The sequence below is a fragment of the Fictibacillus sp. B-59209 genome (assembly GCF_036216745.1).
GTDB classification, from domain to species: domain Bacteria; phylum Bacillota; class Bacilli; order Bacillales; family Fictibacillaceae; genus Fictibacillus_C; species Fictibacillus_C marinisediminis.
On the sequence record NZ_JARMMC010000015.1, the window covers coordinates 13,558 to 35,623 of the forward strand.

Annotated in this window: 20 protein-coding genes; 13 read left to right on the plus strand and 7 right to left on the minus strand. The window is 42.3% G+C overall.

Annotated features, from left to right (window positions below; translation table 11 throughout):
- Positions 1-20: 20 nt before the first annotated feature.
- Positions 21-1,241 (plus strand): NO-inducible flavohemoprotein, encoded by a 1,221-nt coding sequence (gene hmpA / locus P4361_RS11500; protein ID WP_328089485.1) that lies wholly within the window; start codon positions 21-23, stop codon positions 1,239-1,241.
- 345 nt (positions 1,242-1,586) lie between these two features.
- On the plus strand, positions 1,587-2,327 hold the full coding sequence (locus P4361_RS11505; RefSeq protein ID WP_062237202.1) for an STAS domain-containing protein: 741 nt from the start codon (positions 1,587-1,589) through the stop codon (positions 2,325-2,327).
- On the opposite strand, the gene P4361_RS11510 is transcribed toward P4361_RS11505, so the two are convergent.
- Together P4361_RS11510 and P4361_RS11515 are read right to left on the minus strand one after the other, a co-directional pair.
- The gene (locus P4361_RS11510) at positions 2,324-2,482 is read right to left on the minus strand and encodes a hypothetical protein (RefSeq protein ID WP_328089486.1); all 159 of its coding nucleotides are present in this window, start codon (positions 2,480-2,482) and stop codon (positions 2,324-2,326) included. The genes P4361_RS11505 and P4361_RS11510 overlap by 4 nt on opposite strands.
- A 70-nt stretch (positions 2,483-2,552) precedes the next feature.
- Complete coding sequence (locus P4361_RS11515) at positions 2,553-3,566, minus strand: substrate-binding domain-containing protein (RefSeq protein ID WP_328089487.1); 1,014 nt, start codon at positions 3,564-3,566, stop codon at positions 2,553-2,555.
- Positions 3,567-3,875: 309 nt separating this feature from the next.
- On the opposite strand from P4361_RS11515, the gene P4361_RS11520 reads away from it, so the two are divergent.
- The 5 genes from P4361_RS11520 to P4361_RS11540 are packed head-to-tail and all read left to right on the plus strand — an operon-like array spanning position 3,876 to position 8,923.
- Complete coding sequence (locus P4361_RS11520) at positions 3,876-5,198, plus strand: ABC transporter substrate-binding protein (RefSeq protein ID WP_328089488.1); 1,323 nt, start codon at positions 3,876-3,878, stop codon at positions 5,196-5,198.
- Positions 5,198-6,079: a sugar ABC transporter permease gene (locus P4361_RS11525; protein ID WP_328089489.1), complete on the plus strand. Its 882-nt coding sequence runs from the start codon at positions 5,198-5,200 to the stop codon at positions 6,077-6,079. Before P4361_RS11520 ends, P4361_RS11525 begins: the two co-directional genes overlap by 1 nt.
- Positions 6,066-6,896, plus strand: coding sequence for a carbohydrate ABC transporter permease (locus P4361_RS11530; RefSeq protein ID WP_053356626.1), 831 nt, complete (start codon positions 6,066-6,068; stop codon positions 6,894-6,896). Before P4361_RS11525 ends, P4361_RS11530 begins: the two co-directional genes overlap by 14 nt.
- 14 nt (positions 6,897-6,910) lie before the next feature.
- Positions 6,911-7,852, plus strand: a complete 942-nt coding sequence (locus P4361_RS11535; RefSeq protein ID WP_328089491.1) for a DUF1861 family protein — start codon at positions 6,911-6,913, stop codon at positions 7,850-7,852.
- Between the two features lie 12 nt (positions 7,853-7,864).
- Entirely contained in the window at positions 7,865-8,923 is a 1,059-nt protein-coding gene (locus P4361_RS11540) for a BtaManbiosPhlase (protein WP_328089492.1), read from the plus strand.
- Between the two features lie 37 nt (positions 8,924-8,960).
- Here P4361_RS11540 and P4361_RS11545 read toward each other — a convergent pair whose 3' ends face one another.
- Entirely contained in the window at positions 8,961-9,494 is a 534-nt protein-coding gene (locus P4361_RS11545; RefSeq protein WP_328089493.1) for a GNAT family N-acetyltransferase, read from the minus strand.
- Positions 9,495-9,771: 277 nt separating this feature from the next.
- On the opposite strand from P4361_RS11545, the gene P4361_RS11550 reads away from it, so the two are divergent.
- The gene (locus tag P4361_RS11550; protein ID WP_328089494.1) at positions 9,772-10,776 is read left to right on the plus strand and encodes a hypothetical protein; all 1,005 of its coding nucleotides are present in this window, start codon (positions 9,772-9,774) and stop codon (positions 10,774-10,776) included.
- 99 nt (positions 10,777-10,875) lie between these two features.
- On the opposite strand, the gene P4361_RS11555 is transcribed toward P4361_RS11550, so the two are convergent.
- The 4 genes from P4361_RS11555 to P4361_RS11570 all read right to left on the minus strand — a co-directional run bounded on the left by P4361_RS11555 (position 10,876) and on the right by P4361_RS11570 (position 16,307).
- Positions 10,876-12,339: a protein adenylyltransferase SelO gene (locus tag P4361_RS11555; protein ID WP_328089495.1), complete on the minus strand. Its 1,464-nt coding sequence runs from the start codon at positions 12,337-12,339 to the stop codon at positions 10,876-10,878.
- Positions 12,340-12,389: 50 nt separating this feature from the next.
- The gene (locus P4361_RS11560) at positions 12,390-12,857 is read right to left on the minus strand and encodes a DinB family protein (protein WP_328089497.1); all 468 of its coding nucleotides are present in this window, start codon (positions 12,855-12,857) and stop codon (positions 12,390-12,392) included.
- Positions 12,858-13,391: 534 nt separating this feature from the next.
- The gene (locus tag P4361_RS11565) at positions 13,392-15,089 is read right to left on the minus strand and encodes an NPCBM/NEW2 domain-containing protein (protein ID WP_328089498.1); all 1,698 of its coding nucleotides are present in this window, start codon (positions 15,087-15,089) and stop codon (positions 13,392-13,394) included.
- Between the two features lie 915 nt (positions 15,090-16,004).
- A complete protein-coding gene (locus P4361_RS11570) occupies positions 16,005-16,307 on the minus strand; it encodes a DUF3846 domain-containing protein (protein WP_328089499.1) in 303 nt (100 codons plus the stop codon).
- Positions 16,308-16,703: 396 nt separating this feature from the next.
- Here P4361_RS11570 and P4361_RS11575 point away from each other — a divergent pair, with 396 nt between their 5' ends.
- From P4361_RS11575 to P4361_RS11595, 5 genes are all read left to right on the plus strand, one after another.
- Positions 16,704-17,417 carry a YveK family protein gene (locus P4361_RS11575; RefSeq protein WP_328089501.1) on the plus strand — a complete coding sequence of 238 codons (714 nt, stop codon included), beginning with the start codon at positions 16,704-16,706 and terminating at the stop codon, positions 17,415-17,417.
- Between the two features lie 21 nt (positions 17,418-17,438).
- Entirely contained in the window at positions 17,439-18,140 is a 702-nt protein-coding gene (locus P4361_RS11580; RefSeq protein WP_328089502.1) for a CpsD/CapB family tyrosine-protein kinase, read from the plus strand.
- Positions 18,141-18,297: 157 nt separating this feature from the next.
- A complete protein-coding gene (locus tag P4361_RS11585) occupies positions 18,298-19,065 on the plus strand; it encodes a tyrosine-protein phosphatase (protein ID WP_328089503.1) in 768 nt (255 codons plus the stop codon).
- 63 nt (positions 19,066-19,128) lie between these two features.
- A complete protein-coding gene (gene galU, locus P4361_RS11590; RefSeq protein WP_328089504.1) occupies positions 19,129-20,037 on the plus strand; it encodes a UTP--glucose-1-phosphate uridylyltransferase GalU in 909 nt (302 codons plus the stop codon).
- A 50-nt stretch (positions 20,038-20,087) separates the two neighbouring features.
- Positions 20,088-21,908, plus strand: a complete 1,821-nt coding sequence (locus tag P4361_RS11595; RefSeq protein WP_328089505.1) for a nucleoside-diphosphate sugar epimerase/dehydratase — start codon at positions 20,088-20,090, stop codon at positions 21,906-21,908.
- Positions 21,909-22,066: the final 158 nt, after the last annotated feature.

Sequence of the window (22,066 nt, forward strand, 5' to 3'; positions counted from 1 at the left end):
TAACATGGAGGATACCTTACATGCTTGATGAAAAAACCATTAATATCGTACAATCAACCGCCCCTGTTTTAAAAGAGCACAGTAAAGAAATAGGAAAAAGATTTTACAAACTATTATTTGAAAAAGCTCCTGACTTACTTAACATCTTCAATCAAACCAATCAAAAAAGAGGTCTCCAGCAGGAAGCATTAGGATATGCCGTTTATGCAGCTGGAGAATACATTACAAATCTGGATACTCTTAAACCAGTTATTGAAAGGATTTCACAGAAACATCGGGCCATTGGAATAAAACCTGAACAATATCCTGTTGTAGGTGAAACATTGCTTCAAGCAGTAAAAGATGTTCTTGGTGATACTGCAACAGATGAAATTATTGAAGCGTGGGGTAAAGCATATGGATATATTTCTGACGCTTTTATAAATCTCGAGAAAAAACTTTACGAAGAAACAGAACAACAGCCAGGAGGCTGGGAAGGATACCGGGCTTTTTATGTAGATAAGAAAGTAAAGGAAAGTGAAGAGGTCACTTCATTTTATTTTAAGCCTAAGGACGGGAAAGCAATTGCTTCGTATAAAGCTGGTCAATATCTTACCGTTAAGGCAGAAATTCCTGGCGAGAAATACACGCATATTCGCCATTACAGCTTATCTGAAGCACCTGGTAAAGATTACTACCGCATCAGCGTTAAGCGTGAAGATGAGCATGGTGATTCTCCAGATGGAATTGTTTCAAACTATCTGCATCATCACATTCAATCTAGTGATGCACTTCAATTTTCTGCCCCTGCTGGTGATTTTGTTCTCAACAATGATCATTTACCAATTGTGCTGATTAGTGGAGGAATTGGAATTACTCCTTTATTAAGTATGTTAAATACAATCGTCGAAGAAAAAGCACCAAACCAAGTTACGTTCATTCATGCAACAAGGAACAGCAAAACACATGCATTTAAAGAACATGTGAAGCAATTGGAAAACGATTATAAAAATGTAAAATCATTTATTTGTTATGATTCACCCACTGAAGAGGATAAAAAAGCCAAAAATTATGATAAAGAAGGATATATTGATTTGGACTCCCTGCAATCCATACTCACTAAAAAAGAAGCTAATTTTTATCTCTGCGGTTCCATTCCGTTTATGGAAGCGATTATTAAAGCCTTGAATGAATGGGAAGTTGCCAAGGAACATATCCATTACGAGGTTTTTCGTCCGGTGGCAATATTGGGAGAAGAGTAGAATTTTATTGAGTGCATTTACATTAAGAATTTAAAAATATGAGCCTGTGGAATGATAGGGAAAATGAGTCAACATAGGAAGTTGGCTTTTCAAGAAATGCACCTAAAATAAACTTTGTTAAATGACGGAGCATGAAGACGCTCCGTTTTCTCCTGCGCCTTCCATAAAACTGCGAATTTCTTTGCTGCCTTGATATCCTCAGATCCTCATTTGGTTCATGCCAAACTCCGTACCTCGGAATCTGCTGCTCCTCGAACTTCTTGTTTCTTGAGCCGCGCTGTCTTGGTGTAAAAAAACAGTGTTTTGTTTTATAATAAACCTATGCCAGTTTAAGGAGATGCTTGCATGCATCAAGTACCATTTGATCTATCTAGTACCGATGTTTTGAACAGTATTGGTGAAGTCATCATTCTTGCAGATAAAGAGTATAAAATTATATGGATGAATATAAAGGCGAAGGAGATTTTAGGAACAATTGCTCCGTATTATGGTCTTTCCAGTTCAGATGATTTTATAGGTTTGAATATGGACTATTTTCACAACAAGCCTGATCATCAACGCAGAGTAATGGGACGGCTCGAGGGAGGACATAGGGCAAGGATTAATATTAAAGACAAAGTGATTGCAGATATCGTAATTACCCCCATTCGAAAAGAACAAGGTTTTATGGTTATGTTGATGGACGTTACCTCAAAGGTTGAAGAGGACAAGAGAAAAGAAAGATTAATTAAAGATCTTTCTGTGCCGATCCTGAATATTTGGGATAGAACGATCGCTCTAACGCTCATAGGAAGCCTGGAAATAGATCGCGGAGAACATATTATAACCACAGTTCTGGAAGAATGCGTAAAAAATGGTGTCAGGTTTGTAATGGTCAGTTTAAGAGGTATAACCACATTTGATGATAGTGTTAGATATAATCTTACCAAACTATATGACTGTCTAAATCTGATTGGGGTAGAGTGTGTTATAGTTGGCATTAATCCTGAATTAGCAATGAGCATACAGGAGTTAAATCAGATCCCAACATTTAAAGATGCTCATGCTGGCTTAAAATATATTATTTCTTTTGAAAATAATAATTAAATCATTGAGGTAAGAGCATCCAGGCGGGTGCTCTTTTGTTGTGACCAGTGTTCCAGGTTTACCGGTGATTTTTCCTTTACCGGTGCCGCTGCATAAGCCGGCGTCATAATGCAAAACATCAGAACAAAGGATAAAAGCATTCTTGCAGTCTTCATAATCATCCACTTGGTGCCAGGCACCGCAATTACACACTTGTGTAACGCCGGTGCCTGGCACCAAAAAGAACTACCTTTTTGCCGTCGACTCCCGCACAATCAACTCCGCCGGAAGCAGCAGCTCAATAATCGGTTCATCCTTATAATGCATGCGCCATGTGAGCTGCTCGACGGCTTTCCGGCCATACAGCTCCAAATCAATATTCATCGTGGTGATCTTCGGGGTAGACAAGCGAGAAAGCATCCCGTTGTCAAAACTGCACACAGAAGCCTCACCCGGAACAGCAATGCCGTGCTGCTGCAGGGCAGACCTTACAAAAAAGCCAAACCCATCATTCACGCAAAACCAAGCACTGGGCTGAACATCCAGCCCCTGCACGAGCCTGGTCACATCCTGATCATCCTCAAGAACGTCACTAAACACAAACTCCTCATTAAGCTCGATCCCATGCTCCTGAAGCGCGAGCCTGTAGCCTTCCAAACGCTCCTGATAACTCGGTGACAGCCTGACGTTTCCAACATAGGCGATGTTCCGGTGGCCAAGCTCGATCAGATGCTTGACCGCGGTATAGGCGCCGAACCGGTTGTTCGTCAGAATGGCATCCGCCTGAATCAAGGGATGGTGATGGTCAATAATGACCGTCGGAATGCCGGTCGCGATGACGGCGTTACTATACTCTGTGCTGATGTGCGAGAGAATCAAGACACCATCGACCTTGCCCTCTGCTATAAAGGAAGGAAGGACTAGATTGTCACGCGCCACAGTATTGATCGACTGAATGAGCAGGTTCATCCCGCGTTCGGTCACTTCTTTTTCCACACTCAAATAAATTTCCCCGAAAAAGCTTTTCAGCGAGAAGGCATAATCCGAAGCGATCAGCCCGATGCTGCCTGTGCCGCTCCCAACCACACCAGCAGACACAGACGACTTCCTCACACTGTATCCCATCTCTTGAGCTGTTTTTTCAACAAGTCGCCGAGTTGCTTCACTTACACCCGGTTTCCCCGACAGCGCTTGGGAGACGGAGTTTTTCGATATATTCAATGCATCTGCAATGTCCTGCATGGAGACCTTTTTTGCCATTGTTATTCAAACCTTTCAAATAAAATCATCATATGGATTACATAAATTACATTTGTCACGTTACAAATTCACTATAACCTAATCAAGCACTCGCGTAAACTACAACAAGCAAATTCATCCAATTAATTTTCAGACAAAAAGAATTGACAGAACTTTTGTAATGATGTAAAACTGTAATTGTAAAGTTATTAATCACATTACAAAGTTACAAATAGAATAAAATGTAATGTTTTTCGACCGAGCAAGCGCAAAATTTTTTTATAAGAAATGATAGCGCTTACTCAAACTATCGTATTGGGGGATATCGTGATGAAAATGAAGAAGGCCGCATCACTATTGCTTGGAGCGTCATTAACGGTTTCTGCACTGTCAGCCTGTTCGACCGGAAACCCGGCAAGTGAAGATTCATCAAAGAACGGCACCACCACGATTGAATTCTGGGCCGCACCAAACCCGCCGCAGCAAGCGTACTGGAAAGAAACAGCCAAAGCGTTTGAAAAAGATCACCCGAAAATCAAGATCAAAGTAAGCCCGATCAAGGAAAGCCCGACTTCAGAAGCGAGCATCCAATCCGCCATCGCCGGTAAGGAAGCACCGACGATGTCCGAGAACATCAACCGCGGATTCGCGGCACAGCTGGCGGAAAGCAAAGCGATCGAACCGCTTAACAAGCTTGATGGCTACAATGACATCATCAAATCACGCAATATGAACAACACGATCAAAGGCTGGAAGTTCTCTGACGGCAACCAATACGTATTGCCGATCTACTCCAACGCCATGCTGTTCGGCTGGAGACTCGATATCCTGAAAAAGCTGGGGTACAACGAGCCGCCAAAAACATACAGCGAAGTACTCGATGTAACGAAAAAACTAAAAGCGAAATACCCGGATAAATACTTGTGGGCAAAGCCTGACCTTGCCGATCCGACCGCCTGGAAGCGCTGGTTCGACTTCTTCATGCTTTATGACGCTGCGACGCAAGGCAACAATTTTATAGAAGGAAGCAAGCTTGTGGCTGACGATAAAGCCGGAGTGGATGTGCTGAACTTCATGAACGACATCCGCAAGGAAAAAGGCATCCTTACCAAGCAGTCGAAGGATCCGTTCGAAACAGGACTCGGCATCTTCACTGACATCGGACCGTGGACATTGACTTACTGGGCAGAGAAGTTCCCGGAGATGAAATTCAATGAAACGTTCGCCTTATCAACACCGCCAGTGCCGGACGGAGCCAGCACAAAAGATGTATCCACATTTGCTGATACAAAAGGTCTTGTGATCTATTCCTCCGCACCTGAAAACGAGAAAAAAGCAGCGATGGAATTCATGAAATGGGTGTATTCAAAACCTGAAAATGATGTGAAATGGATGGAGAAAACGAACCTTCCGCCTGCACGCGACGATTTGGCGTCCAACGATTCATTCAAAGCGATCTTTGACAAGAATCCTGCGCTCAAGCCCTACGCAGAGGCCATTCCGAACGCCGTGCCGTCCATTGATAACGCGAAATACAACGAACTTCAAACCTATATTGGCCAATATGCCGTCAACCCTGTAGTAAAAGGGGAAGTACAGCCGAAGAAAGGCTGGGAAAAGATGAAGCAGGCCATTGAGGGGGATCTCAAGTAATGAGAACCAAGCATAATAACAGATTGGGCTGGCTATTCGCCAGTCCTTACCTTTTATATGGGCTGATCTTTTTCCTGATTCCGCTCGGCTGGTCGTTCTATCTGTCGATCACCGACTGGAATTTGATCGCTCCCGTTTTTCATCATGTCGGCTTTGAAAATTTCATTAAAGCACTGCAAAGCCCCGGCGTTCATGCCGCATTCATTGTCACGTTCAAGTTCATGATCGTGTTCGTGCCGATGGTCATCGCGTCCTCACTGATCGTGGCGCTCGTCGTTCACGGTTTGCCGCGGTTCAAAGGCTTGTTCCTGATCGGTTTCTTCCTGCCGTACCTGGCATCCGGCGTTGTATCTTCCTTTATCGTAAAAGGATTCCTTTCGTACAACAGCCCGGTCAACACATTCTTGCGCAGCTCGTTCGGACTTGACGTAAACTGGCTCGGAACACCGTTTTCAGCCCTGCTGGTCGTTTCCATAATCATGGCCTGGAAGTTTACCGGCTACTACGCGCTCATCTTAACGTCAGGCTTTGAATCAATTTCCAAAGAAATTTACGAAGCGGCAGCCATCGATGGCGTAAACGGCTGGCAGCGCTTTTGGAGAATTACCTTGCCGCTGCTGTACCCGGCTCTTTTCACGACACTCATCCTTTCGATCGGCGTGACCTTCGGGATTTTTACCGAGGTATACCAGCTGACAGGCGGAGGGCCGAACTTCGCGACCAACACGTGGCAGATGGAGATTTACAAGCAGGCGTTCCAGAACCTGTCCGCCGGCTATGCATCCGCCGTTGCGCTCATTGCGTCCGTTGTTACGTTCATCTCGATCTTTATCATTCGAAAATTATTAGAAATGTGGGGGAAACGAAATGGTTGGACATAAGAAAAATACGCTCATCATCCGTTATATCATCGCGTTTCTGCTCTTGTTCGTCATGGTTTTTCCGTATCTCTATATGGTCCTGAACTCGTTCGCCGACTGGAACCAGGTGGACAGGACACTTATTCCGTCTCACTTCTCACTCCGGTCATATGAATGGCTGCTGAGCGGGGGCCAGTCAGCTGAACCGCGGCCATGGATCCGTGCCTTTTTCAACAGTTTGATTGTTTCAACCGGCTCCACGGCTCTCATGATGGTGACCGGTATCATCGTGGCTTACTCGCTCGCCAAGCTTCAGTTCCGCGGGCGGAATTTCCTGAACAACGCCATCCTGTTTCAAATGTTTTTCCCGGCGATCATCCTGCTTGTGCCGACGTTCCTCATCATCCAGCGCTTGGGGCTGTACGACTCCTACTGGGCGATGATCCTGCCGAAAGCACTGAGTCTGTGGGCGGTCTTCATGTACACGAACTTTTTCCGGGCGATCCCCGACACGTTTATTGAAGCGGCAAAACTGGACGGTGCGTCCGACTGGCAGATCATCTTCCGGATCATTCTGCCGATGTCGAAGTCGATCACGATCGTTGTCTTTCTCTTCCTGTTCATGGAACGCTGGACCGAGCTCCTCTGGGACATGCTTGTCGTCAAGAGCGACAACATGCTGACCCTGAACGTGCTTCTGTCGCAGATGTTCGGCCCGTACGGCGGCTATCCGGGGCCGATGTATGCGGCATCCGTGATCCTGACCGTGCCGATCATCATCCTGTTCCTGTTCTTTGCCAAAAAGTTTAAAGAAGGCATGCAATTCACACTGAAATAAGGAGGGACAATCCTTTGAAACTAGTTAAATCCAACGTAAAAACATGCAGTGAACTGCTCTCCGGCTACGAGAAAAAAGATAAGCCCGGAGATCCTGAAAAACTGCTATTTGAAGGCGTCGGTGGAAAAGATGTCTACAACATTACCGCACCGTTTGAAGACGATGGCGAGCTGGTCATCGCCGGCAGAGTAGAGGCGCGTGACAGTGAGAAATCGGAAGTTCATTTTTTCATAAAAGCAGGGGAGACATGGGTTCCGAGAGAGGGAGCACCAATCTATCAGCTTCAGGATCCATTCATTACACGCATCGCTGGCGATCTCGTCCTAGGCGGCGTGCAGACCTTTCCGCATCCAAGTATCGAAAACGCCCTCGGCTGGCGGACTGTTTTTTATAAAGGAAGCAGCATCAATACTCTTCAAGAGTTCTTCAAAGGGCCGGATGGCATGAAGGACTTGCGGATTGCCGAGCTGTTGAACGGATCCATCGCTGTTTTCACAAGGCCTCAAGGCGAAAAGGGTGGAAGAGGGAAGATCGGATTCACGGTTGTTCCCGCGCTTAGCGACTTAACAATGGAGTCAATAGAAAACGCCTCGCTCTTGGAAAATCAGTTTACAGACGAGGAGTGGGGAGGGGCGAACGAGCTGCATGTCCTCTCGAGCGGATTGATTGGCGTGCTTGGCCACATCGCGAGCTTTGATTCGGAAGGCAACCGCCATTATTATCCGATGCGGTTTGTCGTGAATCCGAAAACAGGAGATTATTCCGATATCGAACTGATTGCGGTAAGAAATGATTTTCTGCCAGGAGCGTCAAAACGCCCTGACTTGGTAGATGTAGTGTTCAGCGGCGGCTTGGTGCGAAAGGAAGACGGCACCGCCGATCTATACGCCGGCATCAGTGACGCAGAGGCCCATAAGCTGACGATTCAAGACCCGTTCCTACCCTATGAGAGATAAGGAGACTGCAGCATGAATGTATATCGATATGAACAGAACCCCTTAGTAACACCTAGTGATGTTAAACCTCACCGTTCGGACTTTGAAGTGATTGGTGCCTTTAACGCCGGCATCGCCCAGTACAATGATGAAGTCATCATGCTGCTGCGTGTAGCCGAACGCCCGGTGAGCGAGGACCCTGAGATTGTGAAAGCTCCCGTCTTTAATGTGGAAAAAAATGAACTCGAGATTCTGGAGCTTCAGCTTTCTGATGAAAGGTATGATTTCGAAGATCCGCGTGTGATTCGGAAAGCCGGCTCGGAGCAATTTGTCTACTTAACTTCATTATCCTATCTAAGGATTGCAAGGAGTAAGGACGGGCGGGAGTTCACCATCGATCCCGAGCCGTTCATCTATCCGTCCAACAACCTCGAAACGTTTGGGATTGAAGACCCGAGGATCACAAAGATCGAGGACACGTACTACATCTATTACAGTGCGGTTTCACCTGTCGGAGTAGGAGAATCGCTCGTCTCAACAAAAGATTTTGAAAATGTAGAGCACCATGGCATGATCTTTGCGCCGGAAAATAAGGATGTCCTCATTTTTCCGGAAAAAGTGAACGGAAAATACTACGCCCTTCATCGCCCGGTACCGAAAAGCACGGGCGCGCCGGAGATCTGGATCGCTGAGTCGCCGGATCTCATGCATTGGGGCAACCATAAATACTTGCTGGGATTGCGTGATGGCATGTGGGATGATGGCCGCATCGGCGGAGGCGCCGTTCCGATCAAGACGGAAAAAGGCTGGCTTGAACTGTATCACGGTGCGACGAAAGACAACCGCTATTGCATGGGTGCTGTCCTGCTCGACCTCAACGACCCGTCAAAAGTTATCGCCCGTTCGGAGACTCCGATCCTTGAGCCAGAAGCAGATTATGAAGTGAACGGCTTCTTCGGCAACGTCGTATTCTCCTGCGGTGCGTTGGTGGAAGGCGATGCAGTGAAGATGTATTACGGTGTGTCGGATACGTCGATGGCGTGTGCGGAGCTGAGTTTGAGTGAGATTTTGGCATCATTAACTGAAAAATAATAAAAAGAACGGTCCTGAAAAGTTCAGGGCCGTTCTTTCATTTAACGAATTTATACATAAGAATATCATCAACATAGTCGTTTTCATTCATCTTAAACTCTTTAATTTTACGGCCTTCTTCAAGGAAACCCATTTTTTTGTACAGTGAGATGGCCCTATGATTGGTTGAGAAAACCCCTAAACTTACCTTCTCGATCAAAGGATTTTTCTCTGCCCAGTCTAATAAAGCTTTTAGCAGCATAGTTCCAACTCCCATTTCTCTGTAACCTTTGCTGATCATCATCCCTAAAGCACCTGTATGAGACAATCGCTTTCGATTCGGGGCAGCTTGAAATACGATCCAGCCAACAACTTCACCATCTCTTTCAGCGACAATTAAGGTTTCATTTACATTCTCCAATAGGCTCTGTACCCATTCTCTTTGTTGAGATGACGTTTTATTAAACTCTTCGGATAACGAAATCAGAAACTCGCCTTCGGATACGACGGATCTCTGTATGTCTAAAATGGCCTCGGCATCCTCAATTTTTCCAGTACGAACAACGTAACTAATATCTTTGGAAATGGACAACGATATCTCCCCCAAATAGAATATTTGTTTACTATTCCATCTCTCTTTATAAAATCCTTCTTGCCGAATTAAAATGCAAAAGCAGTAATTCTCGAACCTGAAGCAGAGTACGAAGTGAACGGCTTCTTCGGCAACTGGGCTTCAGGAAATAAACAAAAGTAAATAAAAAGAAATTTTATTAATATAAGGTAATTCTTCAAAAATATATTCGCAAATGATAGTTTAGGTGTAAAATTATTCAGATACAATTTAATAGTCATCAGGGGGAATACAGACGATGTTTACTTTTTTTACAACCATTAGTGTTATGGTTGGAATATTATTCTTATTTTTAGCTATTAAAGCTTATATGGGTGACAATGGGTTTATGAAATGGGTAGGTTATATGATTCTATCCTTTGTTATTGCCTTCATTTTTTCATGTATGAGCATCAATACAGTGCCGGTAAGTGGAACAGATCATAAACAGGCTTCCAAGAAAGAGGTGAAGCCTGTGAAAAAGAAAACCTTATATATAAAGCAAGAGCAGGTGACCTATGATAAAGCTAAAGATACCGTTGTGTTTTCTGGAAAAACGAATTTGAATGACGGTACAGAGGTCGGTGTAGGTATTGAAGACAAAAATACGGATGAAAGTTATGGAGGCGGGGGAAAAGTTAAAGACGGAAAATTCACTGTAAAAATGGGAGAAGAATATTACCTTATCGAAAATGGAAACTATGAAGTATCCGCTACTGTTTATGTTGATACAGCAAACAACCTGAAGTTTCCTGAAAAATACGGTCATTACAATACATTTCATCAAAATTACAAAGTATTAAAGGGTGAGATTGTCCCTGATGGCAAGCATTATAATATTGGGTTTTATCACTTGGGTAAAATAAAAATTACAAATGCCCATACGAAAGAAGAAGTAGAAAAGTATGATGAAAGCCTTAAAAAGCAGGAAGAGCAAGAAAGAAAGCAAAGTGCCAAAACGATACGGTACGGCGAACTGGAGAAGAATCCTGATACCTTTAAAGGGGATTTTGTTAAATTCCAAGGTCAGATCGTTCAAATAATGGAGAAAGATGGTTCCACTGATATCCGTTTAGCCGTTACGAAAGCCTCTTATGGTTATGATATTAACGATATAGTCTATGTAACCTACTCAGGCACAACACCTTTTATAAAAGATGATACAGTTACAGTGTATGGGACGATTGAAGGTTCATTAACCTATAAATCCCAGGCTGGCTTTGAAATTACCGTCCCTCATTTAGAAGCGGAAACGGTTGAATAAATTACTTGAAAAATGAAGGAGGCTGATCCTGATGCTCACATTAAATGAGTTTCGGGTGTCAGCCTCCTTTTAAGGATGTCTATTTAGCTTTAAACTAAATCAAGTCCCGCAATACGTCTTATAGCACTGCCCGTCTTCTGGTGGCAGGGTCGAGTATTCAGCCTGTTCAACCGTGTGAGCATAAGGATCGGAAAGAACGTTCAGAAGCTTTTCCATCACACTGTAATCTTCCTGTTCTACAGTAGCCTCCAGCGCCTCTTCTACTCGGTGGTTCCGAGGAATGACGGCAGGATTGCTGTTTTTCATCAGTTGAACGGAATCAGCGATCGATTCAGACTGCTTTTCCCGCCTCGCCTGCCATTTTTCCCGCCATTGGGTAAATTCCTCGTCCTCGAAAAGAGCATGCTCCTCCTTCCGATCGAAGGTTAAAGCGAGGAACGTATTCGTGTAGTCCGCACGGTGCTTTTCCATCAGATAGAGCAATTCACCGATCAGCGCTTCATCCTGTTCCTCTTCACTAAACCATCCGAGCTTGGCCCTCATGCCGCTCTGCCAGTGGTTATTGAACAGCTCTTTAAATGTCGAAAGGGCACTCTCTGCAAGCTCGATCGCCTTCTCCTGTTCTTTATCAAGCAGGGGAAGCAGGCTTTCTGCAAACCGTGCAAGGTTCCATACGGCGATACTTGGCTGGTTGCCATAGGCATAGCGGCCCTGGATGTCGATGGAGCTGAAGACCGTTTTAGAATCATAGGCATCCATAAAGGCGCAAGGACCATAATCGATCGTTTCTCCGCAGATGGACATGTTGTCGGTGTTCATCACGCCATGGATGAAGCCGGCCAGCTGCCATTGGGCGATCAGCTTGGCCTGGCGCTTGATCACTTCTTCAAGCAGGGTAAGATAAAGGTTTTCCTTTTTCTCGACCTCTGAAAAATGACGCTCCAGGGCATAGTCGGCCAATGCTTTAATGTCTTCAGCTGTACCCCAATGAGACGCATATTCAAAAGTGCCTACACGCAGATGGCTCGAAGCCACACGGGTCATAATCGCACCTGGCAGTTCGGTCTCGCGATAGATGGGCTCACCGGTTGTTACTACAGCCAGACTGCGGGTCGTCGGGATGCCAAGTCCTTGCATGGCTTCACTGATGATGTATTCCCGCAGCATCGGTCCAAGTGCAGCCCGGCCATCGCCCCCGCGGGAGTACGGTGTTCTGCCGGATCCTTTAAGCTGGATATCAAACCGCTCACCATTCGGAGTCAATTGCTCACCGATGAGCAAAGCCCGGCCATCCCCCAGACGAGTAAAGTTGCCGAACTGATGACCGGCATAAGCTTGGGCGAGCGGCAAAGAGCCTTCCGGTACCCGATTGCCGGCAAGTATATCAACTCCATCTTCAGCTCTTAGTGCATCAGCATTCAAGCCTAGCGATTCTGCCAGAGGCTGATTCAAAATGACAAGGTTTGGCGAGCGGACGGGATTCGGCTCGATCAGGGAAAAGAACAGCTCTGGCAGACGGGCATAACTGTTCTCCAGGTTCCATCCTGCTTTTTGATTCATCATAAAAAAACTCCTTTTTAGAAAGTGGCCATGGACTGTTCATGGCCATTATTTTAGGTTAGTTTCTTGATCACATTAATTCTCTCCAAATGCATGCCCTCATGATACAGGCAGCAGCTTAAAAATTCTTCGACGGTGGAGAGGTGCAGTCCCATGGAAGTAGTATAGGGTTCTGTCTTTTCTTTTAACCGGTCCTTGAACGTGGATTCGATTCGGTCGATCTGATTCTCCATTAAATGCACGATCTCTGAAAGGTCTACCGGCATCTTTTGTCTGTTTTCCGGCTTCGTGCCAGGGCTGAATAGCGACGGAAAAGACTCAGGCATGATCCAATCTTCCTTTTCCTTTACAAATTGAAAGGCATTTCTTTCGTGAATGAAATAAATATGTCCAAGATTCCACTTGATATGGTTGTTTAAAGGATCTGGGATGATCTCAGATTGTTCATCGTTCAGACCGGCAACCAATTTCATTGTATTGCCCCTGACAAAACGCAATTGATCAAAAAGATAAGAACTCATACAAACGCCTCCTGTGCATTGTAGAATATTTATAACTGAATCTTCTTTTAGTTTACCATCAAAAGCTCCATGCACTAAAGGTTATAGCCCTATTACGCTCTACTGGTTATATATGCTCTGATTCAGAATTCCTAGACGTGTCTGCTCGCCCGCACATCTTATAGAATCATTCATTAAAGTGTTAAAAATATTTATGAAATGTAGTAAAGGAAAAAATTCAAAGGTGTACCAAAGCCATCCGTGGTTTTGGACAATCTATGAAAGTTATTAACGGAATAGAAATGCTACAGCTTGAAATGTCCTTTATGGGTGAGGAAAGAGTTTCATTCGATCAATGAAGTTAAAATCCATTGCTGGGGTCAACTTTGCGTATTAATTGATCCCTGTGGCACGGACAACCTTCGATACTTTTTGAAGTGTACTTCCCTCGAAAAACAGTATCGTCTATAAAGATAAAATAAAAAGGCTTGTAGACATGAGACGTTGTCTACAAGCTGAAACAGCTGAAATTAGTAGCTGTTTTCCCTCAACTCATTATTCTGCTTTATAAGAAACGGAGAGCTTGTCGCTTTCTAGTTTGCCAGGAGAGGTACGGGTTACATAAAGCGTCCCTTTTCTCGTTCCCAGCTGTTTAATCTTTAATGAAAGCAAGTTGCCGATTGATTTTCCGGAGGCAATCAACGTGTTTTGGCTGTTATACACACGCACTGTCTCATCCTTTGTTATTGAGTTCACCGTAACTGTATCGTTACTCTTTTTGCGGTTAACGACAGTCACTTGGCCAGAACTTAATTTTAATGAAATAGGGAGGTTGGTAAAAACCGCGTTTCCGAATAACACGTCTTGTGTACCTTTCGCGCCTTTTTTCTGAAGAACCATTACCTTAATGCGCTTCGTTTTAGAAGGGAAACGAAGGGTAAGGCTTTTGAGATCTGTACGCTTGAGTGAACTAGAATAGAGCCGTTTTCCGTCCGCATAGATATAAACGCTTGATGAACCGTAGTCCCCAACAAGACAATCATAATCCAGAGATAGCTTGGTTTTTAAAGAGTTGAACCCCATATTTTGAATGTCATATTCGGCAAAGGCAGTCCCGCCATAATAGGAAGAGGTAGAAAGACCTAAACCGGAAGTGGCAAACTGATTATTTTGGTACAGGAAGGGTTGTTCACTCCAAGCATGGTTATACACGTTTCCTTCCGTATCAATAGCACCTACAGTAGAAAAGGCAACAGTTTTAGGAACCACTTTCGGTGTTTGGCTTACTTTGTGCAAAAGCGGGTTCGCTAGCACAAGGTTTTGCGTTCCTTTTGCTCCTTTAAATTGTTTAACAGTCAGTGTTAAATTTTTAGTGCCTGTTGGAATGGTAAGCTTTAACGACTGCACCGGTGTTTTTACCGTAAATTCTTTTTCATAAAGTAAATAATCATCTGCATAAACACCAAGAGCTGTCCGGCCGTAGTCTCCCTTTGTCCATTTCGAATCAAGAGACACTTTAGCGGTAAACTGGTTATAGCCCATTTGATCAATGTTATATTCAGCTAAAGAGGTTCCCCCGTAACTTCCGGGAGTAGAGAAACCAATTCCATCTGTAACCAAATCTCCTGCGATATTTTGAAAAGCAGGATTGTCACCCGACCATTCATTTGGGTAGTAATAACCCTCGGTATTAAACGTTCCTATGGTTCGTAATGAAACAGGGAGATCGCCAGCTGTACTGTATGTCCCGCTACCAGAAAAAACAGGATTTGCTAGTACGACATTTTGTACACCCCTTGCTCCTCGTACTTGTTTAACCACGATATAAAAGTTTTTAACCTGTTTTGGAAGAGATATGTTCAGCTTGAGCAAGCCGTCTTTTTTAGAAAGCTGCTTTTCATAAAGTAATACATCATCCGCGTAAAAGCCGACAGCTGTCACTCCATAATCGCCAACGAGCCATTGGGAATCGAGAGTTAACCCTGTTTTAAAGTTCGTGTAGCCCATGTTTTGAATATTATAACTCGCCCAAGCCGTTCCTCCATAAGAATTGGAAGAATAAAATCCAATCCCTTTGTCAACTAAATTTCCATTTGCATCCATAAATGGTTTGTGATCATCCCACTCTTTGTATCTCATGGTGCCTTCATAATCATCTGCTCCAATGTCAACAAGCGATGTTTCGGCCTCTGCCTTCGCATGGTGTCCAGGAATGACAGCAGAAAGCATGAAAAGAAGTATTGAGAAAATCATAATCCACTGTATTCGTTTTCCGATGTAAATAAGGAACCCCTCCTAATTTAGTAAATAATTACCTTATTTCTATTATAAAAGTCCTACATGTTGTTGGCAAAACTATTCTTATAGAGTAATTTCGCATTACGGGAGGAATTTGGAAAGAGATTATGAGGACCCTAGGTGGTGCCTGGCACCACCCCAATCACGAAAAACCCCAGCTGCTCCAATGAAAAAACCTCACTCTATCGGTGCCTGGCACCAAAATCTTTAGCTTTGCTCCTTGGGAAAATCCGCACAGATAACCTTCAAAATTCGACATCTTGGGATATGAATTTTCCCAATACACCTTTCTTTCTAGATGAGGTAACATGAATGTAGTATAAAAGAAACGGGAGAAATGACGGATGGCAGAAGAAATTAGCTTTTTTAAAGGTTGTTTATGGGCGTTGGGATTATCACTTCCATTATGGGCTTTAGTGTTCATTGCAGCCCATTATTCTATTGCATAATAAAAATCGATTAAGTAATAAAATAATTTTGGTAAAAAATTTACAATAACGTCCGATATATAGATTATCAACTGATATATAAGGTGATGATCTATGAAGAGGTGTAAGATAAAAGATTGCAACAAAGAAGCTGCGGCTAGAGATCTCTGCCACATGCATTATAAGAGGTGGGCGAGGCACGGAAATCCAGCAATCACGAAAGTGACGAAGTTTTGCAGGATGGAAAGCTGCGGGAAACCGCATTTTTGCAAAGGATATTGTGAACGGCATTACCGACAAATACGGAGGCAGACTGTGAAACGAGCAGCAGCTCGTTAAACAAAATAAAAGAAGGCACGGCCAGGCACCTTCTCCTATAGGTTATGTACAACGGCTTATAGAATTTAAAATAGTAGATCGTTTGGTAGATATAAAGATTCTTTTACTTCCACTTCTTCATTTTAGCTTTTAAGACATCTTTAATTTCTTCCGTTTCTGCATCACTCAAGCTTTCAAACTGACCCTGATATTTGGCAATAAAAAAGGTGCTGGCAGGCGCCTTTTTATTGTATGTAAGGTCGTAACCTTCATCAATGTTGCAAACAATTTTGTAATGTTGCTGATGAAAACTTAAGATATCGACTGGACCGCCTACGATTTCCTCAAACTGTTTCGTTGAATTGGGGATTGCAGTAATGTGCGGTCTTTTTTTGGGCATGATCATAACTACTTGTATATCCGGCATTATATGTCCTCCCATCGACCTAAAATTTGGAAAATAATTGTTTTGTCCATTAAACCATAGTCCCTGTAAAAAGGGAATATATTTCCTAAAATTAGACAAAAAGTTACATAGGGTGAATTATTAAACCTTACAATCTAATGTAGTATAAAGCTTTTCTTAAATAATGAAAAATGTGTTAATAGTTTGAAAGATTCGTCGATAATACACAAGGTACAATTATTTCATTAATAGGAATTATGTGGTTATGTAATTCTAAAGCTATTTGAATAAAACATTAATTTATAAAATTTTACAAAAAATATTAAATCATGACTTTAAATTCCAATTTCCTATGATATAATACATCGTATGCAAATTTTTTACATAATGAAGAAGGATAAATATATGGAGGGTGTTATGGAAGAAACGATAAGTTTAAAGGATATTTATCAAACCATAAGGAAACGGCTGATGATTATTCTGCTGATTACAGTTGTAGCAATAGCGATTAGCGGAGTGGTTTCTTATTTCGTATTAACCCCAATCTACCAATCTTCCACGCAAATTCTTGTAAACCAGGAAAGAAAAAAAGATGTCCCGGATTACAACCAAGTTCAAACCAATGTACAGATGGTCAATACGTATAGCGTAATTATTAAAAGTCCAGTCATTCTTTCTAAAGTAATCAATAACCTTAACCTAAAAACAACACCTGAAGAACTTACCAACAAGCTCACGATCAACAGTGAACAGGATACACAAGTATTAAATGTAACCGTTCAGGATCCCGATCCGGCCATGGCCGTTAATATAGCCAACAATATAGCCAAAACATTTAAAGATGAAATACCTTCCATTATGAAAATAGATAACGTCAGTATTTTGTCTAAAGCAGAACTTAAAGAAAACCCATCACCGATTAAACCAAATCCGATGTTGAACATGGCGATTGCCCTTGTTGTTGGATTAATGACAGGTGTAGGTCTGGCCTTCTTATTGGAATACCTTGATAACACATTGAAAACAGAGCAGGATATTGAAAACTTCCTGGAGCTGCCTGTACTCGGAACGATACCGAAGATAACCGTAAACGATGAAAAAGATCAATCATACCGAAGAAAAGCAGTATAAACACTGTAGGAGGAACAACCATTGAGCCGTAAATTGCGTAAAACCATTAGCAATCTTACACAGAGAAGCTTAATTACACATAACAACCCTAAGTCGCCAATCTCTGAGCAATACCGAACGATTCGAACAAATATTCAGTTCTCTTCCATTGATACAGACTATAAAACGTTAATGGTGACATCAGCTGGACCTGGAGAAGGGAAGTCAACAACCGTGGCTAACCTGGCCGTTGTTCTCGCCCAGCAAGGAAAGAGCGTATTGTTGGTGGATGGCGATTTAAGAAAACCGACTGTTCACTATACGTTTAAAGTAAGCAATATTCAGGGAGTCACAAACGTCTTAACACGCCAAATTACATTAGAGGATGCGGTTCAAGAAACCAATGTAGAGGATCTCTATGTATTACCTAGCGGACCTGTACCGCCTAATCCGTCAGAACTTTTAAACTCAAAAGCGATGGAAGTACTCGTAGAAGAAGCGAACAATAAGTATGATTATGTACTTTTTGATTCACCCCCTGTACTGGCAGTTACAGATGCTCAAGTACTGTCCAGCCGTTGTGATGGCGTAGTATTGGTAACGAGCAGCGGGAAAACGGAGAAAGAAGAAGCATTAAAAGCGAAGGAATTGCTGGAAAATGCAAATGCAAAGATTTTAGGTGTCGTATTAAACGGAAAAGAAACGAACGATAGCAGCTATTACTACTATTACGGCAGTAAGTAACAATAAAATTAAAAATTTACGGTTTTCGACAAAATAAGCCCCTTGATGGATTGTACAGTTATGCTACTATAGGAAACGTATTAGTTTTATGGTAAAAAGAACCAAAAGTATATAAATTGGTTCTTTCACCTTTTTTTATGAAGGGAGTGTAGGTCTTTTGATTGATGTCCATAGTCACATCTTACCAGGAATTGATGATGGAGCACCGGATTTATCTGCAAGTTTCGACATGGCCAAACAAGCAGTCGAAGATGGCATTACAACGTTATTTGCAACACCGCATCACCGCAACGGTAAATATGAAAACAGCAAACAGGACATTCTGTTACATACAGAACGACTAAATGAAGCGCTATCAATCAATCAAATTCCTCTAACCATACTTCCAGGACAGGAAATACGCATCTATGCAGAATTTCTAGCTGATTTGGCAAACGATCAATTGCTGACGTTAAACAACCTGGGTAAGTACATAATGATCGAACTTCCCTCCAACGCTGTACCCAACTACACCCGTCAAATAATTTATGAGTGCAAGCTTCAGGACATTACACCCATCATCGTTCATCCGGAACGCAACAGTGAACTGATGGAAAATCCCCAAACATTATATGATCTAGTGAATGAAGGTGCGTTAACCCAAGTTACAGCCAATAGTATTATCGGCAGGTTTGGAAAAAATATTAAGTCCTTTTCTCTTAAAATTATAGAAAACCATTTAACACACTTTATAGCATCTGATGCTCATAATATTTCGTCCCGGGGCTTCTATTTAAGGGAGGCGTTTGACGAAATAAGCAAGAAGTACGGTAATCATATGACCTATTACCTGCAAGAAAATGCGCAGCTAATATTTAACAATCAGAGTATTTATATAGAAGAACCAAAACCAATAAGGAAGAAGAAGCTTCTAGGTATTTTTTAAAAAGAAAAATACTAGGTATTTTTTAAAGAAAAATACTAGGAATCTTTTAAGGGGAAGATAGGGATGAAAAAAGTACGGAAAGCAATTATTCCGGCAGCGGGATTAGGGACCCGTTTTCTGCCGGCAACTAAGGCTATGCCAAAAGAAATGCTTCCGATCGTGGACAAGCCAACCATTCAATACATCGTGGAAGAAGCAATTGAATCAGGTATTGAAGATATTATTATCGTAACCGGTAAAGGAAAGCGCGCTATCGAGGATCATTTCGACCATGCTTTTGAACTTGAACAAAATCTTTTTGAAAAAGGCAAAATCGATTTACTAAATAAGGTTCAGCAATCCTCCAAGATGGCAGATATTCATTACATTCGCCAAAAGGAACCAAAAGGACTAGGTCATGCGGTATGGTGTGCCCGTAAATTTATTGGTGACGAACCATTTGCTGTATTACTTGGTGATGACATTGTACAGGCAGACAAGCCTTGCTTAAAACAGCTGATAGATCAATATGAAGGGATAGGATCTTCAGTAATTGGAGTGCAGACTGTTCCAGAACATGAAACAAATCGTTATGGAATAGTAGATTCATCGTTTCAAGTAGGCAGGTTATACGGGGTGGAAAATTTTGTTGAAAAACCTGCATTAGGAACAGCGCCATCAAACTTAGCGATCATGGGCCGTTACATTTTATCACCTGAGATCTTTAATTACTTGGATAAACAGGAACAAGGAGCTGGCGGTGAAATTCAACTGACAGATGCCATCCAAAAACTCAATCAGTACCAGCGAGTTTTTGCCTATGATTTCGAAGGTACCCGTTATGACGTTGGTGAGAAGCTCGGTTTTATTATGACAACCATTGAATTTGCATTAAAAGACAAAGAAATTAGCCAACAATTAATTCCAGAGCTTGAAAGGCTTTTAAAAAGGAATAGAAATAAAAAGCTAGGCTTACAGAAAAATAACTCCTAGTTTTCATAGGTATTACTTTGTCTAAAATTCAATGAAAGAAGTGATAAGTTTTGAGCTATCAAAAACGAGTATCGATGTTGATTTTACTTGATTCACTTATTGTTTTAACAGCCATTTATATCGGTTATTTCACCCTTCATCCATACTTCAACATCTATACCTTAAAAACCATTGTTATCAGTTCTGTAGCCTTACTTGTTAGTCATCATGTCTTTGCCTTTAAATTCCGTTTGTATCAAAAAGCATGGGAGTATGCAAGCGTAGGAGAAATCATCGGAATTTTGCGGGCGGTTACTCTATCCATTATAACGACAGGGATTATACAGCTTCTAGTCAACGGGAATGTCTACGTAAGAGTATTAGGGATTACTTGGATGCTGCATGTCATTCTCATTGGAGGATCACGATTCTCTTGGAGAATGCTTAGAGATTATTATATACAGCCCCAACAGGAAAAGAAACGCACGTTAATCATTGGAGCTGGCTCAGCAGGTTCCATGTTAGTCCGTCAGTTAATTAAGAGCCGTGATACTGATCTAATTCCTGTAGGCTTTGTAGATGACGATCCAAGGAAATCAAAATTGCAAATTTACGGAGTTACTGTTTATGGGAAAACAGAAGATATCCCCAAACTAGTAACAAATCTAAACGTCGAAAACATTATTATTGCTATTCCTTCTCTTAGTAAAAAAGATGTTCAAAAGATCTACCAGGAATGCAGCAAGACGAACGCTAAAACTCAAATCATGCCAATGATTGAAGATATTGTATCCGGAAAGGTATCAGTAAATCAGTTCCGGGATGTTCGAGTGGAAGACTTGCTTGGCCGTGAACCGGTTGAACTGGATATGGAAAGCATTTCTAATAATCTAACGGATAAAACAATACTGGTTACCGGAGCGGGCGGTTCAATCGGTTCGGAAATCTGCCGCCAAGTAAGTAAATTCAAACCGAAAAAACTTCTCTTGCTGGGTCATGGAGAAAACTCCATTTACCTTATCGATATGGAACTAAAAAACAAGTATGGTTCTCAATTTGAAATTATTCCGATTATCGCCGATGTACAAGACCGAGATCGTATTTTTGAAGTGATGAGCCAACATGCGCCAGATGTTGTTTACCATGCAGCTGCCCATAAACATGTTCCGTTAATGGAATATAACCCAAAGGAAGCTGTAAAAAACAATGTAATTGGAACCAAAAATGTGGCTGAAGCAGCAAATGTCTTCGGAGCCAAAACGTTTGTTTTAATTTCTTCAGACAAGGCGGTTAACCCTACGAATGTAATGGGATCAACCAAGCGGATTGCTGAAATGGTTATTCAACAACTAGATAAAACGAGCCTTACTAATTATGTAGCGGTTCGATTTGGAAATGTGTTAGGCAGCCGTGGATCGGTTATTCCACTCTTTAAAAAGCAAATTCAAAACGGTGGACCTGTTACGGTAACCCATCCGGATATGACTCGTTATTTTATGACCATTCCAGAAGCTTCACGATTAGTCATGCAAGCGGGTGCGTTAGCTCGTGGCGGAGAAATTTTCGTGTTGGATATGGGGGAACCGGTTAAAATTGTAGACTTAGCGAAGAACCTCATTCACCTTTCGGGTTATACGACTGATGAAATTGGGATTAAGTTTGCAGGAATTCGTCCTGGTGAGAAGATGTATGAAGAGCTGCTTGGAGAGAATGAAGTTCATAAGAAAGAGGTTTTTCCTAAGATTTTTATTGGGAAAACGGTGGCATTTGATTATGAAAGAGTAGTTAATCTTATTGCGAATCATCAGTCGTTTGATGGTGGTTATTTGTCGGAGTATGTTTTGGGGTTGGCGAATAAGAAAGAGCGGATGTTAGTGAAGAATGTTAACTAATGGACGAGAGATAAATAAGTAGGAATCATTTATCTTTGGAAGATGTTGAGCATAGTAATATGGTTTGCTAGGTATTTAAATGAGTTTAATTATGATGTTTGTTCGGTTCGTGGGACTGTTATTTATACGGATGGACATATTGATTAAGAGGATTCTGG

What these genes read in the sequence shown, in the direction of transcription:
- hmpA (WP_328089485.1), top strand. Translation starts at nt 21, where the DNA reads ATGCTTGATGAAAAAACCATTAATATCGTACAATCAACCGCCCCTGTT.
- P4361_RS11505 (WP_062237202.1), top strand. Translation starts at nt 1,587, where the DNA reads ATGCATCAAGTACCATTTGATCTATCTAGTACCGATGTTTTGAACAGT.
- P4361_RS11510 (WP_328089486.1), bottom strand. Translation starts at nt 2,482, where the DNA reads ATGAAGACTGCAAGAATGCTTTTATCCTTTGTTCTGATGTTTTGCATT.
- P4361_RS11515 (WP_328089487.1), bottom strand. Translation starts at nt 3,566, where the DNA reads ATGGCAAAAAAGGTCTCCATGCAGGACATTGCAGATGCATTGAATATA.
- P4361_RS11520 (WP_328089488.1), top strand. Translation starts at nt 3,876, where the DNA reads ATGAAAATGAAGAAGGCCGCATCACTATTGCTTGGAGCGTCATTAACG.
- P4361_RS11525 (WP_328089489.1), top strand. Translation starts at nt 5,198, where the DNA reads ATGAGAACCAAGCATAATAACAGATTGGGCTGGCTATTCGCCAGTCCT.
- P4361_RS11530 (WP_053356626.1), top strand. Translation starts at nt 6,066, where the DNA reads ATGGTTGGACATAAGAAAAATACGCTCATCATCCGTTATATCATCGCG.
- P4361_RS11540 (WP_328089492.1), top strand. Translation starts at nt 7,865, where the DNA reads ATGAATGTATATCGATATGAACAGAACCCCTTAGTAACACCTAGTGAT.
- P4361_RS11550 (WP_328089494.1), top strand. Translation starts at nt 9,772, where the DNA reads ATGTTTACTTTTTTTACAACCATTAGTGTTATGGTTGGAATATTATTC.
- P4361_RS11555 (WP_328089495.1), bottom strand. Translation starts at nt 12,339, where the DNA reads ATGATGAATCAAAAAGCAGGATGGAACCTGGAGAACAGTTATGCCCGT.
- P4361_RS11560 (WP_328089497.1), bottom strand. Translation starts at nt 12,857, where the DNA reads ATGAGTTCTTATCTTTTTGATCAATTGCGTTTTGTCAGGGGCAATACA.
- P4361_RS11565 (WP_328089498.1), bottom strand. Translation starts at nt 15,089, where the DNA reads ATGATTTTCTCAATACTTCTTTTCATGCTTTCTGCTGTCATTCCTGGA.
- P4361_RS11570 (WP_328089499.1), bottom strand. Translation starts at nt 16,307, where the DNA reads ATGCCGGATATACAAGTAGTTATGATCATGCCCAAAAAAAGACCGCAC.
- P4361_RS11575 (WP_328089501.1), top strand. Translation starts at nt 16,704, where the DNA reads ATGGAAGAAACGATAAGTTTAAAGGATATTTATCAAACCATAAGGAAA.
- galU (WP_328089504.1), top strand. Translation starts at nt 19,129, where the DNA reads ATGAAAAAAGTACGGAAAGCAATTATTCCGGCAGCGGGATTAGGGACC.